Source organism: Klebsiella sp. CN_Kp073 (genome assembly GCF_040065495.2).
In the GTDB taxonomy this organism is placed as follows: domain Bacteria; phylum Pseudomonadota; class Gammaproteobacteria; order Enterobacterales; family Enterobacteriaceae; genus Klebsiella; species Klebsiella aerogenes.
This window is the reverse complement of record NZ_CM198051.1, coordinates 1,676,329-1,692,756: the sequence shown is the minus strand read 5'-3', so window position 1 is coordinate 1,692,756 and position 16,428 is coordinate 1,676,329. Positions and strand designations below refer to the sequence as shown.

Sequence of the window (16,428 nt, the reverse complement as noted above, 5' to 3'; positions counted from 1 at the left end):
CTCCTGCTGTCAATTAAAGGGTTGTAAGTCGACGCGCGCCATCATTGCGGCCAACTGGGTACGATCGGTAATGCCAACGTTGCTCTGGCTGACGGCCAGGGCGGCGACGGCGGTCGCCAGACGCAGGGTATGCTCGCTGGATTCACGCATCAGCAGGCCGTAAATCAGGCCGCCGACCATCGAATCACCGGCGCCTACGGTGCTGACGACCTCGACTGAAGGCGGTTTAGCAATCCATTCGCCGGAGGCGTTGACCCACAGCGCGCCCTCTTCGCCCAGCGAAATCACCACGTGGGCGATACCTTGCTCGCGTAGCGCATGAGCGGCGTCGATGACATCTTTCATCTCCGGCAGCTTGTGGCCAGCCCAGATTTCCAGCTCGCGGCGGTTTGGTTTTACCAGCCACGGCGCGGCTTTCAGTCCGGCGACCAGCGCTTCGCGGCTGCTATCGAAAATAATGCACGGACACTGGCTGCGCAGGCGCGTCATCCAGTCGGTGAAGGCCTCCGGACTTACGCCGGACGGCAGGCTGCCGCTGACGCAAACCATATCGAACTGCCCCAGCCAGCTCAGAGAATCATTAACGAAACGCTCCCAGTCCGCCGGGGTTACTTCAAAACCGGAGAAGTTGAAATCGGTCACTTCGCCGTCTTTTTCCGTCAGCTTGACGTTAATACGGGTACGCCCCTGCACCACCTGGAAGCGGTTGGCGATGCCCAGCTCGCTGAACAGCTGCTGGAAGCCATCCTGGTTATCTTTTCCGAGGAAGCCGCCGACGGTGACGTCGATGCCGAGATCTTTCAGCACTTTCGCCACGTTAATACCTTTACCTGCCGCATGCAGGCCGGTGGTGCGCACGAGGTTCACTTCGCCACGTTCGATTTCCGGGGTGAAGCCCACCAGGTCGTATGCCGGATTTAAAGTAATCGTTGCTACACGTCTGCTCATTTATGCGCCCTCCCCAAGGCCTGCGGCGATCGCTTCGCCAATCGCATCCAGCGCTTGTTGCGCATCTTCACCCTGCGCGGTAAAACGCAGACGGTGACCTTTTTTCACACCCAGCGCCACGACCTTCATCAGGCTGCGGCCATTGGCCGGCTTGCCGGAACCGTCGAGGTTGGTGACGGTAATGTCGCTGGAGAATTGTTTAATCGTATTGACCAACATCGTGCCCGGACGCGCGTGCAGCCCGTGCTCGTTGCGTACTACAAATTCAGCATTCAGCACGTCTTCAGCAATGGCGTCGTCGCTGGTCAGCAGCGCCAGCAGCGTGGCGGCGTCGGCTTTCAGCAGATGCTCCGCTTTTTTATCAATGAGCAGATTGCTCAGGCGATTAAGCACCGCGGTCGGCTGCTCATCGGCCATCGCGACGGTGATCAGCAGCGCCACCGGCTGCCCGTCAGCGGTAAACACGTTGGCGGCGCGACTCACGGCGATAGCGCTACGCAAGTTGCCTTCCGCACAGTCGTTCAACCAGATCCCCTGACCCAGGTTGAGCGGCGCATCGTTAATGGTGCGGCTGACGAAATCGGCGTTTACCGCGCCCGCCTCTTTCAGCCGCGCGGCGTTCAGCGCCTGCAGCGTCAGCAGATCGTTGGCGACCACGTCCAGGCTCAAGGTTTCGTTGTCGAGCTTCAGCGCTTCGCTTTGCTTTTCGCCCATCAGCAGAGCGCGCAGTTCTTCTGCCGTAGTGGCGGTTCTCAGCTGTTCAGCCACCGAGTCGTCGCTCAGAACGTGCGTCAACTGACGCAGCAGACCAAGGTGCTCGTCGGAGCTGGCGGCAATGCCGATCGCCACATAAGCGGTTTGTCCTTCTCCCCAGGTCACGCCCTGCGGGAACTGATACACCTGTACACCCGTTTTCAGAACCTGGTCGCGGGTATCGGTGGTGCCGTGCGGGATGGCGATGCCATTGCCGAGGAAAGTGGAGGTCTGCTGCTCGCGGGCAAGCATACCGTTAACGTAGCCGTCAGCCACATTACCCGCGCTAACCAGCGCGCCAGCAATCTGACGTATTGCCTCTTCTTTATTCGCGGCCTGCTGGCCGGGATGAATATCCTGAACAGATAACTGGAACATAGTTCTCCTCTCCGCTGAAGTGAATCGTTTCAGCTAACATGAGAAAAAATACGCCACCCGATGATTGGATAATACTCTGATGACGCTGAAACGTTTCAATGAGTCTGTACCTTTATTGTGCACTGCGCAAGTAAACTCCGAAGGCTGATAACAGAATTTAGAGATACCGCACATTTTTGCTGAAGCTAATGGTGAAATCCGCCATTGGCTTCAGCATTTTGCTGAACGACATAATTTGAAACGCCTTTTTAATTTTTCGTGCCATACCACTATTTATTTTATGGGTGTCGGCGTAAACTTCGCCTCTTCTGAAACCAACGATATTCCAGCATGCAAAACAGTAGCGCCGCCCTTCCCCGCCGCGGGTTCGACTTAACCTCCTCCGCTTTTCTTATCGTCGCCTTTCTGACGGGGATCGCCGGGGCCTTACAAACCCCGACCCTGAGCCTGTTTTTGACCAATGAGGTGCACGTGCGCCCGGCAATGGTCGGCTCCTTTTTTACCGGCAGCGCGGTCATCGGTATTCTGGTAAGCCAGTTTCTTGCCGGGCGTTCCGATCGTAAAGGCGATCGCAAGCAGCTGATTGTCGCCTGCTGCCTGCTGGGGGTGCTGGCCTGCGTGCTGTTCGCCTGGAACCGCAACTACTTTATTCTGCTGTTCGTCGGCGTCTTTCTCAGTAGTTTTGGCTCTACCGCCAACCCGCAAATGTTCGCCCTCGCTCGCGAACACGCGGACAAAACCGGGCGCGAGGCGGTGATGTTCAGCTCCATTCTGCGCGCGCAGGTCTCGCTGGCGTGGGTAATCGGCCCACCGCTGGCCTACGCGCTGGCGATGGGTTTTGGTTTTACCGTGATGTATCTCAGCGCCGCCGTGGCGTTTATTATCTGCGCGCTGATGGTCTGGTTTTTCCTGCCCAGCATGCGTAAAGAGAGCAAAACCGCTGTTGGTCATCTTGAAGCGCCGCGCACCAACCGCCGCGACGCGCTGCTGCTGTTCAGCATCTGTACGTTAATGTGGGGCACCAACAGCCTCTATATCATTAATATGCCGCTGTTTATCATTAATGAACTACATCTGCCGGAGAAACTGGCCGGGCTGATGATGGGGACCGCCGCCGGGCTGGAAATCCCCACCATGCTGATTGCCGGTTATTACGCGAAACGTTTTGGAAAGCGCTTGCTGATGCGCATTGCCGCGCTTGCCGGGCTGCTGTTTTATGTCGGTATGCTGACCGTCCATACCCCGGCCCTGCTGCTGGGGATGCAGGCGCTGAACGCGATTTACATCGGGATCCTCGCCGGTATCGGTATGCTCTATTTTCAGGATCTGATGCCGGGCCAGGCGGGCGCGGCGACGACGCTCTATACCAATACCACGCGCGTCGGCTGGATCATCGCCGGCTCGCTAGCGGGCGTCGTTGCGGAAATCTGGAGCTATCACGCGGTGTTCTGGATTGCGCTAGTGATGGGAATTATCGCCCAGGTCTGCCTGTGGCGTATTAAAGACGTTTAGGGCGCGGTCAGCGCTTCGAGATGAATGAGATAAGCCATCGCCTGCTGACGCGTGCTGCCGCACATTTCCGCCATCGGTTGTAAACCCGCGCAGACTTTAGGGCGCAGCGGCGAGGCAAAAATCTTGCAACGCAGATGTTCATCCAGCTGCACGCACGGTGTATTTGCCGGCTTGCCGTCAGGCATTCCGGGAATGGGGCTTGAGATGGACGGCGCGGTGCAACAGGCTCCGCAGTCCGGGCGACATTCCATACCTGACTCCTTAATGAGTGGGAGGCGGACAGTAGCAAAATATCGGCTATCAGGAAAGCTGAAGCTGGCGAAACGGCTTTTTCAGCAGCGCCGATCGAAGATTTGCCAGGAGATAGCAAAAGTCGCGAATTCCGCTTGCCTGAAAGGCCCGGCGCGAGTAGTTTTACGCGATATTTTTGACCCTTTAAGTGACAGGATTACTGCAATGCCAAGAGCGAATGAAATTAAAAAAGGTATGGTGCTGAATTACAACGGCAAACTGCTGATTGTTAAAAATATTGATATTCAGTCGCCAAGCGCCCGTGGCGCAGCAACGCTGTATAAAATGCGTTTTTCCGACGTGCGTACCGGCCTGAAAGTAGAAGAGCGTTTTAAGGGCGACGATATTGTTGATACCGTCACCCTGACCCGTCGTTTCGTTGACTTCTCCTACGTCGATGGCAACGAATATGTATTCATGGATAAAGAAGACTATACCCCGTATACCTTCACCAAAGAGCAGATCGAAGAAGAGCTACAGTTTATCCCGGAAGGCGGGATGCCGGATATGCAGGTTCTGACCTGGGATGGCCAGCTGTTGGCGCTGGAGCTGCCGCAGACCGTTGACCTGGAAATCGTAGAAACCGCACCGGGTATCAAAGGCGCTTCCGCCAGCTCGCGCACCAAACCGGCCACTATGAGCACCGGGCTGGTCATTCAGGTTCCGGAATACCTGACCAGCGGTGAGAAAATCCGCATTCATATCGAAGAGTGCCGCTATATGGGCCGCGCGGACTAACCCCCCTCCTCTGACGGTTGCCCGGCCCCGCGTCGCGCAGGCCGGGTCTGTTCCCGGATGGCGGCGCTGCGCGCCTTATCCGGGCTACAGTTCGTGCCATTGTGAGCTTAAGATCTCTATTTTGTACCCATGGTTACTGAAACTGCCGGTGTTGGTGGCCTCAAAATCGCTGAGACGTTCCCGGAAGGCCGGGGCAGTTCGGTAGCCCGGCTAAGCGTAGCACAGGCCGGGGAATGTCCCGGATGGCGGCGCTGCGCTCCTTATCCAGGCTACTCGCTGCCGATATCAGGCACAAAAAAGGACAGCCGTTGGCTGTCCTTTTGCTTTCCCTCACGCCATGATTACAGCAGCTCAGGGTATTTGGTCATCTTCAGCGCCAGCTCAACCCCGCGCACTTCCGCCATGCCTTTCAGACGGCCAATCGCCGAATAACCGGGGTTGGTTTTCTTACGCAGATCGTCAAGCATCTGATGGCCGTGATCCGGACGGAACGGGATCGGGCGCAGATCGCCGGCTTTCTTACGACGCAGCTCTTCGCTCAGGATAGCATTGACCACCGCCACCATATTGACGTCGCCGTTCAGGTGCGCCGCCTCGTGGAAGGTTTTTGGATTTTCTTCACGGCAGGTAGAGCGCAAATGGGTAAAGTGGATACGATCGCCGAAGGTTTCCACCATCTTCACCAGATCGTTATCGGCGCGCACGCCGTAGGATCCGGTACACATGGTAAAGCCGTTATAAATGCTGTCTACCGTCTCTTTCAAGCACTGCATATCGTCGATCGTCGACACGATACGCGGCAGGCCGAGGATCGGACGCGGCGGATCGTCCGGGTGAACCGCCAGGCGCACGCCGACTTCTTCGCACACCGGCACAATCGCCCGCAGGAAGTAGGCCATGTTCTCACGCAGCTGCGCTTTATCGATGTGGTCATACTCCGCCAGCCGCGCGCGGAACTGATCGAGGGTATAGCCCTCTTCCGCTCCCGGCAGACCGGCAATGATATTGCGGGTCAGCTTGTCGATATCCGCCGCGCTCATCGCTTTGAAGTAAACTTCAGCCTGCTGCTGCTCTTCAGCGCTGTAGTCAGCTTCGGCGCCCGGGCGTTTAAGGATGTGCAGTTCAAAAGCGGCGAAAGCAATCTGGTCAAAACGCAGCGCTTTGGAGCCATCGGCCAGCTGATATTCCAGATCGGTACGCGTCCAGTCCAGAATCGGCATGAAGTTATAGCACACGGTATCGATACCGCAGGCCGCCAGATTGCGGATGCTCTGCTGGTAGTTGGCAATCCACTTATCATATTGTCCGCTGTGGGTTTTGATATCCTCATGCACCGGGATACTTTCGACCACCGACCAGCTCAGGCCTTTTTTCGCCAGTAGCGCTAAACGCTGTTTAATCTCGTCTACCGGCCAGACCTGACCATTCGGAATATGATGCAACGCCGTCACGACACCCGTGGCGCCCGCCTGGCGCACATCATCAAGCGATACCGGATCGTTCGGTCCATACCAACGCCAGGTTTGCTCCATCGCAATGCCCTCTTTAAGTTGTTATACCAATAGTGTGAAACATCATGACGACTACCATACATGCTTCTGCTGAATGGTCAATTTCGCCCGTAGCATTGATTGATCCAGCTCACACTAAGCGGATAAATTCGGCTTACCAATTTAAATTGCTGTCATATAACTTTACACTGCGTGATGTTAATCATTGGTTAATCAGGTGTATAAAAATGACAACTATCGCTACCGCCGCGCTGCCAGCAGGCGTGCAACTTCCGCAGTACGATCGCCGCCAATTGCGCTCGCGTATCGTGCACCTTGGTTTTGGCGCGTTTCACCGCGCGCATCAGGCGCTGCTAACCGACCGGGTGCTTAACGCCGGCGGTGGCGACTGGGGAATTTGTGAAATCAGCCTGTTCAGCGGCGATAAGCTGATGAGCCAACTGCGTGCGCAGGACCACCTGTTTACGGTGCTGGAAAAAGGCGCTGAGGGTAACCAGTCGATCGTGGTTGGCGCAGTGCATGAATGCCTGAACGCCAGACTGGATTCGCTGGCGGCGATTATCGAGAAATTCTGCGAACCGCAGGTGGCTATCGTTTCGCTGACGATCACTGAGAAAGGTTACTGTATCGATCCGGCGACCGGTAAACTGGATCCAACCCAGCCGCGTATCGTTCACGATCTGGAAAACCCGACGCTGCCGCAGTCGGCTCCCGGTATTTTAGTTGAAGCGCTCAATCGTCGCCGCGAACGCGGACTCGCTCCCTTCACCGTACTCTCCTGCGACAATATTCCCGACAATGGTCACATCGTGAAAAACGCCGTTCTCGGCATGGCTGAGAAACGTAGTCAGGAGCTGGCCGACTGGATTGCTGAACATGTCAGCTTCCCCGGCACTATGGTTGACCGCATCGTACCGGCCGCCACCGAAGAATCTCTGGCGGAGATTGCCTCCGTGCTGGGCGTTGAAGATCCCTGCGCCATCAGCTGCGAACCGTTTATTCAATGGGTGGTGGAAGATAACTTTGTCGCCGGGCGCCCGACCTGGGAAACGGCGGGCGTACAGATGACCCGCGACGTCCTGCCGTGGGAACAAATGAAACTGCGGATGCTCAACGGTAGCCACTCTTTCCTCGCCTGGCTGGGCTATCTGGCCGGGCACGCGCATGTGAGCGACTGTATGCAGGATGATGTTTTCCGCCATGCCGCCCGCCGCCTGATGCTTGATGAACAAGCGCCAACGCTATCGATTACCGGCGTGGATTTAGTTGCCTATGCTGACAGCCTGATAACGCGCTTCGCCAATCCGGCGTTAAAGCATCGTACCTGGCAAATCGCCATGGACGGCAGCCAAAAGCTGCCGCAGCGCATGCTCGATAGTATTCGCGTTCACCTGGCAAACGGCAGCCGCTGGCCGCTGCTGGCGCTGGGCGTGGCTGGCTGGATGCGTTATGTAAGCGGCGTCGACGACGCCGGGCAAGCCATTGATGTGCGCGACCCGCTGGTCGACAAAATCAAACAGTTGGTTGGCGCCAGCCAGCAAGAAGAGCGCGTCAGCGCCCTGCTCAGTCTGGAAGAGATATTTGGCAAGGATCTGCCGGGCAATCCGCAGTTTGTTGCCGACGTCACTGCAGCCTGGCATCAGTTGGTTGAATCAGGCGCCCGCGAAGCCGTGGCTAAGGCGCTACGCAGTTAACAATTTCTGCTGTTTAGCGGACAGAATGCATTTCTGTCCGCAGTATCCCTTCTCTTTTTCCCCTTTTTTCGTCAGGATAGTCGCAACTGTTACAACATTACATTTCTGTGCTGGAGAAATTGTGACCAAAACTAACCTGATCACGGGCTTTCTCGGCAGCGGCAAGACGACCTCAATTCTTCATCTACTGGCTAATAAACCTGCGGATGAAAAATGGGCCGTGCTGGTCAACGAGTTTGGCGAAGTCGGCATCGACGGCGCCCTGCTGGCGGAAAGCGGCGCGTTGCTAAAAGAGATCCCCGGCGGCTGCATGTGCTGCGTCAACGGTCTGCCGATGCAGGTTGGGCTCAATACGCTGTTGCGCCAGGGAAAACCTGACCGTCTGTTGATTGAGCCTACCGGGCTGGGCCATCCGAAGCAAATTCTCGATATCCTCACCGCCGCCGTCTATGAACCGTGGATCGATCTGCGCGCGACGCTGTGCATTCTCGATCCGCGCCAGCTGTTGGAGGAAAAGATCGTGGCCAATGATAATTTCCGCGATCAGCTGGCCGCAGCCGATATCATCGTCGCCAATAAAAGCGATCGGGCGACGCCGGAAAGCGATGCCGCTTTTGCCAACTGGTGGCGGCAGTACGCCGGGGAGCGCCTGCAGGTAAACGCCACCCAGGGGAATATCGAGCTCGCGCTGCTGGATCTCCCGCGCCGTAACACCGCCCCGCTGCCGGCAAGCCCGGACCACGTGCATAGTCACGGGCAAAAGCAGGGTCTGGCGGCGTTGAATCTACCGGCGCATCAACGCTGGCGTCGCAGTGTTAACAGCGGCCAGGGATACCATGCCTGCGGCTGGATTTTTGATGCTGATACCCAATTTGACACCGTTGGGTTGCTGGAATGGGCGCGCCTGGCGCCGGTTGGCCGGGTGAAAGGCGTGATGCGTATTGCTGAAGGATTGGTGCGGATCAACCGTCAGGGGCTCGATCTGCACATCGAAACCCAAAACGCGCCGCCGCCGGATAGCCGCATCGAACTGATTTCCGAGTCAGAAGTTGACTGGAATGCCCTGCAGTCCTCGCTGTTGAAGCTTCGTTTAAGTTAATGCGGCTATGTTTGGCCGCTGTTTAAAAAAATCGCATCTGTTATGACTAAAAACCGTATCCCCTTTATCTTGCTGCTGAACGTCGCGGGCGTAGCCTTATTTTGTTCCTGGTATCTACCGGCAAATCACGGTTTCTGGTTCCCGCTTGACTCGGCTATTTTTCACTTCTTTAACCAGGGCGTCAGCACCAACCGCGCGTATGCCTGGCTGTTAGCCATTATCAACAATCGCGCGTTCGACGCCTGCTCGCTGCTGGCGATGGGCTGTCTGATGCTCAGTTTCTGGATCAAAGCGCAGAGCGCTGAACGCCGTCGCATTATCCTTATGGGGCTGGTGATGTTGCTCGCGGCGGTGATTATCAATCAACTTGCCCAGCATCTGATGCCGGTACAGCGCGCCAGCCCTTCGTTGTTCTTTACGGATATTACGAAAGTCAGCGACGTGGTCTCACTGCCAACCAAAGACGCTTCAAAAGATAGCTTCCCGGGCGACCACGGCATGATGTTGCTCATTTTCGCCTCGTTTATGTGGCGATATTTCGGCCGCCGGGCATTTATCATTGCGCTGGTTATTTTTGTGGTTTTTGCTTTCCCGCGAGTGATGATCGGCGCCCATTGGTTCACCGATATTGCCGTAGGGTCGCTCAGCGCGGTGCTGATAGGCGCGCCTTGGGTATTAATGACCTCGCTTTCCGATAAGTTGATCGCCTGGTTTGACCGTTCGCTTCCGGGTGGAATAGCAAAAAAATAAGATCATTTTTACATTTTATTAATATTATCCATAAGGGGTCGTTCTGACCCCTTTTTTTATATTTGCTGATGATTTATTCGCGACATCATCTTCCTGTCACATTAATCATCATTGAAATGAAGATATTGCATATTTTTCAGCCAAAAAAGGCGCTATTTTTCCCTTTGCCGATGATTCACTTTTTGTCGCAAAAATACTTATAAGAAATCGCGCAAAACCGCTCGCCATCCCACGTTTGATAGGGTAATCTCTTTCTCGTTTTGCCCTTCCAGGCAACACAATTCATCATTTGAATAAATTTGTGCGGTACTCCACATTTTTAGGCTTAAGGAATTGTCTCATTGCTTTCTGGAATCTAGGCTCTACCACGTTTGGCATTTTTTATAACGACATTGTCGTTAAGGACAACAAGGGAAAATAAACATAATGGTCAAATCTCAGCCGATTTTGAGATATATCTTGCGGGTCGTCCCCGCGATTGCAGTTGCGGTTCTGCTTTCCGCGTGTAGTTCAACAAGTACCGCCAAGAATATGCATTCTGAGACGCATGCTGTGGGTAGTGGAGATTTATCATCACTGCAAGCCTCTCAGGATGAATTTGAAAAAATGGTCAGCAACCTGGACGTTAAGTCCCGCTTGATGGACCAGTATGCTAGCTGGAAAGGCGTGCGTTACCGCCTTGGCGGCAGCACCCGGAAAGGGATCGATTGCTCGGCGTTCGTGCAGCGTACTTTCCGTGAACAATTTGGTCTGGAGCTGCCGCGCTCAACTTCCGAGCAGCAGGATTCCGGCAAATCGATTTCGCGCACTCAACTGCGTACCGGTGATTTAGTACTGTTCCGTGCGGGCTCTACGGGCCGTCATGTCGGTATCTACATCGGCAACAACCAGTTTGTACATGCCTCTACCAGCAGCGGCGTCACCATCTCAAGCCTGGATGAGCCATACTGGAAAAAGCGCTATAACGAAGCGCGTCGCGTTCTGAGTCGTTCCTGATACCTCTTCTTACCATCGGTTATCCCTTGGCTGACGGTAAGAAATGAAAAAAACACTGCCCCGGCAGTGTTTTTTTGCTTTTCCGCCGATGATCTCCGCAAAATAAGCTATGTCTTTACAAGCTATGCCTTTTAAAGGAAATGGAACCATACTCTTCTGGCACCCCATTGGCATGATTCAATTATACGGACAGATTCTGGCCTATGCTAACCCGCTACTTTTCACCCCGACGTAAAATCTGGCTCACCAGTATTTGCATTGGCGTTGCCGTCGCGCTACTGGCCGGCAGCATCCAGTTTATGGTTATCTACCACAACCGCTCTGAACGTTTCGATCAGATAATCAATAACGTCAGTCACTACCTTAATAGTTATTTCGCCGATTTAAGCGAAACCATCGATGGCCTGCAACCTCTGCTCGATCAGCCCTGTGAGCATATTGACTCCGGCCTGGCTGCCAGCGCCGCCTTCAGTCCGAACGTACGCGCCTTCCTGCTGGTGAAAAACGGTAAAGCGTTCTGTTCATCCGCCACCGGCGCAATGAACACACCGTTTAAACAATTGATACCGCAGCTTGATATCAATAAACCCCTGGATATGGCCATCCTCCAGGGCACACCGATGATGCCGGACACCGCCGCGTTGGCAATGTGGGTGCAACACCCCGGCGATCGAGATAGCGGCATTTTTGTATCCATCAATGCTAATCTGACGCCTTACATCCTCTATACCGCACGGCAGAATGACTTCAACGGTATTGCGCTGGCCATCGGCCATACTGCGATTTCGACCTTCAGCAGCAAAATTATCGATCCGCTATCATTGCCCAATGAGCCGATACGCCAGATTCAGGTTCCGGGGCTACCGCTAAAAGTGTATCTCTTTTCCAACAGCTGGTTTGGCGAGAATACCCAGTTCGCCCTGCTGCTCGGCGTGGTATGCGGCATGCTTGCCGGCTTACTCAGCTACTACATCCTGACGATCAAATCCGATCCGCGGAAATCGATCCAACTGGGGATCAAAAACAACCAGTTCTACGTGGTCTACCAGCCGGTGGTAAAGGCCGATACCCTGCAGATTAGCGGCGTTGAAGTGCTGATGCGCTGGCGGCATCCGGTGGTGGGTGAAATCCCGCCAGACGTCTTTATTAATCTGGCGGAAACGCAGCAGATGATCGTGCCGCTCACCCATCACCTGTTAATGTTGATTGCCCGCGATGCGCCGACTCTGCAGCGCATTTTGCCGCGCGGCACCAAGCTTGGCCTGAATATCTCCCCTGCCCACCTGCATGCCGCCGAATTTCAGCAAGATATGCGACGTTTTGCTGCCGCGTTACCCGCAAACTACTTCGACGTCGTGCTGGAAATAACCGAGCGCTCGATGATCGATAAAAACCGGTCGATGGCTATTTTTGAGTGGCTGCACCAACAGGGCTTCGAAATTGCTATTGATGATTTTGGTACCGGCCATAGCGCGCTAATTTATCTTGAGCGCTATAACTTTGATTATCTGAAGATCGATCGTGGTTTTGTGCAGGCGATCGGTACCGAAACCGTCACCTCTCCCGTCCTGGATGCGGTATTAACGCTAAGCCGCCGCCTGCAGCTGAAAACCGTGGCAGAAGGCGTAGAAACACCGGAGCAGGCGGAATGGCTGCGCGCTCACGGCGTGAAATATCTGCAAGGTTACTGCTTCAGCCGCCCGCTGCCGCTGGAGAAACTGGTTGCCGCTCATGATGAACCGGCAAATTATTTCACAAGCCGCTGAGGGTCGCTTATGATGCGAAACCATCGGGGTTAATGGTCAGAGGATGATATTCCAACTATGTTTGCGCGCATCGGCCTGCTGCTGCTGGCTTTATTTAGCCTTAGTAGCCAGGCGCAAACCATAAAAGAGAGCGAGGCGTTCGCTATTATCGGCGAGCCAAAGTATGCCGTTGACTTTCATCACTTCGATTACGTCAATCCGGATGCGCCAAAAGGCGGTGGTATTACGCTTGCCGCCATTGGCACCTTCGACAATTTCAATCGCTACGCCCTGCGCGGTAATCCCGGCGTACGCACCGATGCGCTGTATGACACTCTGTTTACCACCTCGGACGATGAACCGGGCAGCTACTACCCGCTGATTGCCGATCGCGCGCGCTTTACCGATGATTTCTCGTGGATGGAAATTACCATCAACCCGCGGGCCCGCTTTCATGACGGTAGCCCGATTACCGCCAGCGACGTTGCTTTCACCTTTCAAAAATTTATGACCGAAGGGGTCCCGCAGTTCCGTCTTATTTATAAAGGGACGACCGTCAAAGCTATCGCCCCGCTGACGGTGCGCATCGAACTGGCCAAGCCGGGCAAAGAGAATATGCTCAGCCTGCTGTCCCTGCCGATAATGCCCGCGTCATTCTGGCGCCATCATAAGCTGAGCGACCCCCTTTCAACGCCGCCGCTCGCCAGTGGCCCCTATCGCATCAGCAGTTGGCGGATGGGGCAATATATTGTCTATTCGCGAGTCGAGAACTACTGGGCCGCCGACCTGCCGGTGAACCGCGGGCGCTGGAACTTCGACACGATTCGCTACGACTACTATCTCGACGATAACGTCGCTTTCGAAGCCTTCAAAGCCGGAGCGGTAGATATGCGCGAGGAGAGTTCGACAAAAAACTGGGCGACGCGCTATATCGGGCGCAACTTTAGCAACGGTTATATAGTGAAAGACGATCGCACGACTACCTCGGCAAAGGATACCCGCTGGCTGGCTTTTAATACTCAGCGCCCGGTCTTTGCCGACCGCCAGGTGCGTGAAGCCATCACCCTTGCATTTGATTTCGAATGGATGAATAAGGCGCTGTTTTACGGCGCCTACAGTCGGCCAAACAGTTACTTTCAGAATACAGAATATGCCGCTCGTGATTACCCGAAGGCCGATGAACTCACTTTGCTGGCGCCGTTGAAAAAAGATTTGCCGCCAGAGGTCTTTACCCGGATTTATCAGCCGCCCGTTTCCAACGGCGATGGGTTTGATCGCGCCAATTTACTTAAAGCAGATGCCCTGTTGAACCAGGCGGGATGGGTGCTAAAAAACCGTCAGCGGGTAAACCGTAAAACCGGCAAACCGCTGCGCTTTGAGCTGCTGCTCGCTTCCGGCGGCAACGTCAGTTGGGTACTACCGTTCCAGCATAATTTACAGCGTTTAGGCGTGACGATGGATATCCGTCAGGTGGATAACTCCCAGGCCACCAGCCGACTGCGGAGCCGCGATTACGACATGATGCCTTCGCTGTGGCGCACCACCGCCTGGCCAGATACGGGTTTACAGGTTTCGTGGGCCTCGGACTATATTAACTCCAGCTATAACGCGCCGGGAGTGCAGAACCCGGCAGTCGACGCGCTGATTGCGCAGATCGTTCGCTGGCAGGGCAACAAACAGAAACTCCTGCCGCTGGGCCGCGCGCTCGACCGGGTGCTGACCTGGAACTATTACATGCTGCCGATGTGGTATATGGCGCAGGACAGGACGGCTTACTGGAATAAATTTTCCTTCCCGCAAACACGCCCGGCCTACTCCTCCGGTTTTGATGGCTGGTGGTACGATGTTAACAAAGCCGCCAGGCTTCCCGCAGACCGACGTTAAGGATTAAAGATGGGCGCCTACCTGCTCCGCCGACTATTACTGGTGATCCCGACGCTTTGGGCCATCATCACCATCAATTTTTTTATCGTGCAGATTGCGCCAGGCGGTCCGGTCGATCAGGCGATCGCCGCCGTGGAGTTCGGCGACCGCAGCGGGTTGCCCGGCGCAGGAGATAGCGGTATGGGCGCCAGTCATGCGCGTACCGGCGTTGGCAATATCAGTGAAGGTCATTATCGCGGCGGGCGTGGGCTCGATCCGGAAGTGATTGCCGAAATCACCCACCGCTACGGCTTCGATAAACCGATTCACGAACGCTACTTTAAGATGCTCGGCGACTATCTGCGCTTTGATTTTGGCGATAGCCTGTTTCGCAGCGCTTCGGTGCTGCAGTTGATTAAAGACAGCCTGCCGGTGTCTATTACCCTCGGCCTGTGGAGCACGCTGATTATCTACCTGGTGTCGATACCGCTGGGGATCCGTAAAGCCGTCAGTAACGGCAGCCATTTCGACGTCTGGAGCAGCACATTTATCATCATCGGTTACGCCATCCCGGCATTTCTGTTCGCGATATTACTGATCGTGATTTTCGCCGGCGGCAGCTATTTCGATCTTTTTCCGCTGCGCGGCCTGGTCTCCGCTAATTTTGATAGCCTGCCGTGGTATCAGAAGATCGCCGACTATCTCTGGCATATCACCTTACCGGTGCTGGCGACGGTGATCGGCGGTTTCGCCGCCCTGACGATGCTGACTAAAAACAGTTTCCTTGATGAGATCCGCAAACAGTATGTGGTGACGGCCCGCGCCAAAGGCGTCGGGGAAAAACAGATCCTGTGGAAACACGTTTTTCGCAACGCCATGCTGCTGGTGATTGCCGGTTTTCCCGCCACCTTCATTAGCATGTTCTTTACCGGTTCGCTGCTGATTGAGGTGATGTTCTCGCTCAATGGTCTTGGGCTGCTCGGCTACGAAGCCACCGTGTCGCGCGATTACCCGGTGATGTTCGGCACTCTGTATATCTTCACGTTAATCGGCCTGCTATTAAACATTGTCAGCGACATCAGCTATACGCTGGTCGATCCGCGTATCGATTTCGAGGGCCGCTAATGTCATTTCTCTCCCCCGTTAATCAGGCCCGCTGGGCGCGTTTTCGCCACAACCGCCGCGGCTACTGGTCGCTATGGATCTTCCTGGCGCTGTTTATTTGCAGCCTGTGCGCCGAGCTTATCGCCAACGATAAGCCACTGCTGGTGCAGTATCGCGGTAGTTTGTACGTACCGGCGCTGAAAACCTATAGCGAAACGACCTTCGGCGGTGATTTTGCCACCGCCGCCGACTATCAGGATCCCTGGCTGCAAAAACGGCTGGAGGAAAACGGTTGGGTGCTGTGGGCCCCGGTGCGTTTCGGCGCCACCAGCATCAATTTCGCCACCGACAGCCCCTTCCCTTCGCCGCCGTCCAGGCACAACTGGCTGGGTACCGACGCTAACGGCGGCGATGTATTCGCACGGATCCTCTATGGCGCGCGGATTTCATTATTATTCGGTCTGCTGCTGACGTTCTTCTCCAGCCTGCTTGGCGTGCTTGCCGGGGCGCTGCAGGGCTACTACGGCGGTAAGCTCGACCTGTGGGGGCAGCGTTTTATCGAAGTATGGTCCGGAATGCCGACGCTATTTTTAATTATTCTGCTCTCAAGCGTAGTGCAACCTGATTTCTGGTGGCTGCTGGCAATCACCGTTTTATTTGGCTGGATGACGCTGGTCGGGGTGGTTCGCGCCGAATTCCTGCGCACCCGTAACTACGATTATATTCGCGCCGCACAGGCGCTGGGGGTCAGCGATCGCCATATTATCCTGCGCCATATGCTGCCGAATGCGATGGTCGCCACCCTCACCTTCCTGCCGTTTATTTTGTGCAGTTCGATAACCACCCTGACCTCGCTCGATTTTCTCGGCTTTGGCCTGCCGCTAGGCTCGCCGTCGCTGGGCGAACTGCTACTGCAGGGGAAAAATAACCTGCAGGCGCCGTGGCTGGGGATGGCGGCATTTTTGTCGGTGGCGGTGCTGCTGACGCTGCTGATTTTCATTGGCGAAGCGGTCCGCGACGCCTTCGATCCGAGTAAGGCGGTATAA

General features: G+C 55.3%; 14 protein-coding genes. 10 read left to right on the top strand and 4 right to left on the bottom strand.

Features of this window, described 5'->3' with window-relative positions:
• Nucleotides 1-9: 9 nt before the first annotated feature.
• Both fruK and fruB read right to left on the bottom strand, forming a co-directional pair.
• Nucleotides 10-948: a 1-phosphofructokinase gene (gene fruK, locus ABLV66_RS08240; protein ID WP_063447980.1), complete on the bottom strand. Its 939-nt coding sequence runs from the start codon at nucleotides 946-948 to the stop codon at nucleotides 10-12.
• Nucleotides 949-2,079, bottom strand: coding sequence for a fused PTS fructose transporter subunit IIA/HPr protein (fruB, locus tag ABLV66_RS08235; protein WP_047044942.1), 1,131 nt, complete (start codon nucleotides 2,077-2,079; stop codon nucleotides 949-951).
• A 330-nt stretch (nucleotides 2,080-2,409) separates the two neighbouring features.
• Here fruB and setB point away from each other — a divergent pair, with 330 nt between their 5' ends.
• A complete protein-coding gene (gene setB, locus ABLV66_RS08230; RefSeq protein WP_348876022.1) occupies nucleotides 2,410-3,591 on the top strand; it encodes a sugar efflux transporter SetB in 1,182 nt (393 codons plus the stop codon).
• Here the strand turns inward: setB and ABLV66_RS08225 are convergent.
• Nucleotides 3,588-3,842 carry a YkgJ family cysteine cluster protein gene (locus tag ABLV66_RS08225; RefSeq protein WP_348876023.1) on the bottom strand — a complete coding sequence of 85 codons (255 nt, stop codon included), beginning with the start codon at nucleotides 3,840-3,842 and terminating at the stop codon, nucleotides 3,588-3,590. The two genes, setB and ABLV66_RS08225, sit on opposite strands and share 4 nt — an antisense overlap.
• A gap of 205 nt (nucleotides 3,843-4,047) precedes the next feature.
• On the opposite strand from ABLV66_RS08225, the gene yeiP reads away from it, so the two are divergent.
• Nucleotides 4,048-4,620, top strand: a complete 573-nt coding sequence (gene yeiP / locus ABLV66_RS08220) for an elongation factor P-like protein YeiP (protein WP_015365690.1) — start codon at nucleotides 4,048-4,050, stop codon at nucleotides 4,618-4,620.
• A 341-nt stretch (nucleotides 4,621-4,961) separates the two neighbouring features.
• Here yeiP and uxuA read toward each other — a convergent pair whose 3' ends face one another.
• On the bottom strand, nucleotides 4,962-6,152 hold the full coding sequence (uxuA, locus tag ABLV66_RS08215) for a mannonate dehydratase (RefSeq protein WP_348876025.1): 1,191 nt from the start codon (nucleotides 6,150-6,152) through the stop codon (nucleotides 4,962-4,964).
• A 206-nt stretch (nucleotides 6,153-6,358) separates the two neighbouring features.
• Here uxuA and ABLV66_RS08210 point away from each other — a divergent pair, with 206 nt between their 5' ends.
• The 8 genes from ABLV66_RS08210 to ABLV66_RS08175 all read left to right on the top strand — a co-directional run bounded on the left by ABLV66_RS08210 (nucleotide 6,359) and on the right by ABLV66_RS08175 (nucleotide 16,428).
• Nucleotides 6,359-7,825, top strand: coding sequence for a mannitol dehydrogenase family protein (locus ABLV66_RS08210; protein WP_348876026.1), 1,467 nt, complete (start codon nucleotides 6,359-6,361; stop codon nucleotides 7,823-7,825).
• Nucleotides 7,826-7,946: 121 nt separating this feature from the next.
• The gene (locus ABLV66_RS08205; RefSeq protein WP_047078280.1) at nucleotides 7,947-8,924 is read left to right on the top strand and encodes a CobW family GTP-binding protein; all 978 of its coding nucleotides are present in this window, start codon (nucleotides 7,947-7,949) and stop codon (nucleotides 8,922-8,924) included.
• A 42-nt stretch (nucleotides 8,925-8,966) separates the two neighbouring features.
• The gene (locus ABLV66_RS08200; protein ID WP_047078281.1) at nucleotides 8,967-9,674 is read left to right on the top strand and encodes a phosphatase PAP2 family protein; all 708 of its coding nucleotides are present in this window, start codon (nucleotides 8,967-8,969) and stop codon (nucleotides 9,672-9,674) included.
• Between the two features lie 426 nt (nucleotides 9,675-10,100).
• A complete protein-coding gene (mepS, locus tag ABLV66_RS08195; protein WP_047043201.1) occupies nucleotides 10,101-10,670 on the top strand; it encodes a bifunctional murein DD-endopeptidase/murein LD-carboxypeptidase in 570 nt (189 codons plus the stop codon).
• Nucleotides 10,671-10,873: 203 nt separating this feature from the next.
• On the top strand, nucleotides 10,874-12,436 hold the full coding sequence (gene pdeN, locus ABLV66_RS08190; RefSeq protein ID WP_047043203.1) for a cyclic di-3',5'-guanosine monophosphate phosphodiesterase PdeN: 1,563 nt from the start codon (nucleotides 10,874-10,876) through the stop codon (nucleotides 12,434-12,436).
• Nucleotides 12,437-12,493: 57 nt separating this feature from the next.
• Nucleotides 12,494-14,299 (top strand): extracellular solute-binding protein, encoded by a 1,806-nt coding sequence (locus ABLV66_RS08185; RefSeq protein WP_348876027.1) that lies wholly within the window; start codon nucleotides 12,494-12,496, stop codon nucleotides 14,297-14,299.
• Nucleotides 14,300-14,308: 9 nt separating this feature from the next.
• Nucleotides 14,309-15,403 carry a microcin C ABC transporter permease YejB gene (locus ABLV66_RS08180; RefSeq protein ID WP_020078276.1) on the top strand — a complete coding sequence of 365 codons (1,095 nt, stop codon included), beginning with the start codon at nucleotides 14,309-14,311 and terminating at the stop codon, nucleotides 15,401-15,403.
• Nucleotides 15,403-16,428, top strand: coding sequence for a microcin C ABC transporter permease (locus ABLV66_RS08175; protein ID WP_047078283.1), 1,026 nt, complete (start codon nucleotides 15,403-15,405; stop codon nucleotides 16,426-16,428). Before ABLV66_RS08180 ends, ABLV66_RS08175 begins: the two co-directional genes overlap by 1 nt.

Bases quoted from the DNA above. Each gene is read 5' to 3' on its own strand.
- fruK (WP_063447980.1), bottom strand. From the start codon at position 948: ATGAGCAGACGTGTAGCAACGATTACTTTAAATCCGGCATACGACCTG.
- fruB (WP_047044942.1), bottom strand. From the start codon at position 2,079: ATGTTCCAGTTATCTGTTCAGGATATTCATCCCGGCCAGCAGGCCGCG.
- setB (WP_348876022.1), top strand. From the start codon at position 2,410: ATGCAAAACAGTAGCGCCGCCCTTCCCCGCCGCGGGTTCGACTTAACC.
- ABLV66_RS08225 (WP_348876023.1), bottom strand. From the start codon at position 3,842: ATGGAATGTCGCCCGGACTGCGGAGCCTGTTGCACCGCGCCGTCCATC.
- yeiP (WP_015365690.1), top strand. From the start codon at position 4,048: ATGCCAAGAGCGAATGAAATTAAAAAAGGTATGGTGCTGAATTACAAC.
- uxuA (WP_348876025.1), bottom strand. From the start codon at position 6,152: ATGGAGCAAACCTGGCGTTGGTATGGACCGAACGATCCGGTATCGCTT.
- ABLV66_RS08210 (WP_348876026.1), top strand. From the start codon at position 6,359: ATGACAACTATCGCTACCGCCGCGCTGCCAGCAGGCGTGCAACTTCCG.
- ABLV66_RS08200 (WP_047078281.1), top strand. From the start codon at position 8,967: ATGACTAAAAACCGTATCCCCTTTATCTTGCTGCTGAACGTCGCGGGC.
- mepS (WP_047043201.1), top strand. From the start codon at position 10,101: ATGGTCAAATCTCAGCCGATTTTGAGATATATCTTGCGGGTCGTCCCC.
- pdeN (WP_047043203.1), top strand. From the start codon at position 10,874: ATGCTAACCCGCTACTTTTCACCCCGACGTAAAATCTGGCTCACCAGT.
- ABLV66_RS08185 (WP_348876027.1), top strand. From the start codon at position 12,494: ATGTTTGCGCGCATCGGCCTGCTGCTGCTGGCTTTATTTAGCCTTAGT.
- ABLV66_RS08180 (WP_020078276.1), top strand. From the start codon at position 14,309: ATGGGCGCCTACCTGCTCCGCCGACTATTACTGGTGATCCCGACGCTT.
- ABLV66_RS08175 (WP_047078283.1), top strand. From the start codon at position 15,403: ATGTCATTTCTCTCCCCCGTTAATCAGGCCCGCTGGGCGCGTTTTCGC.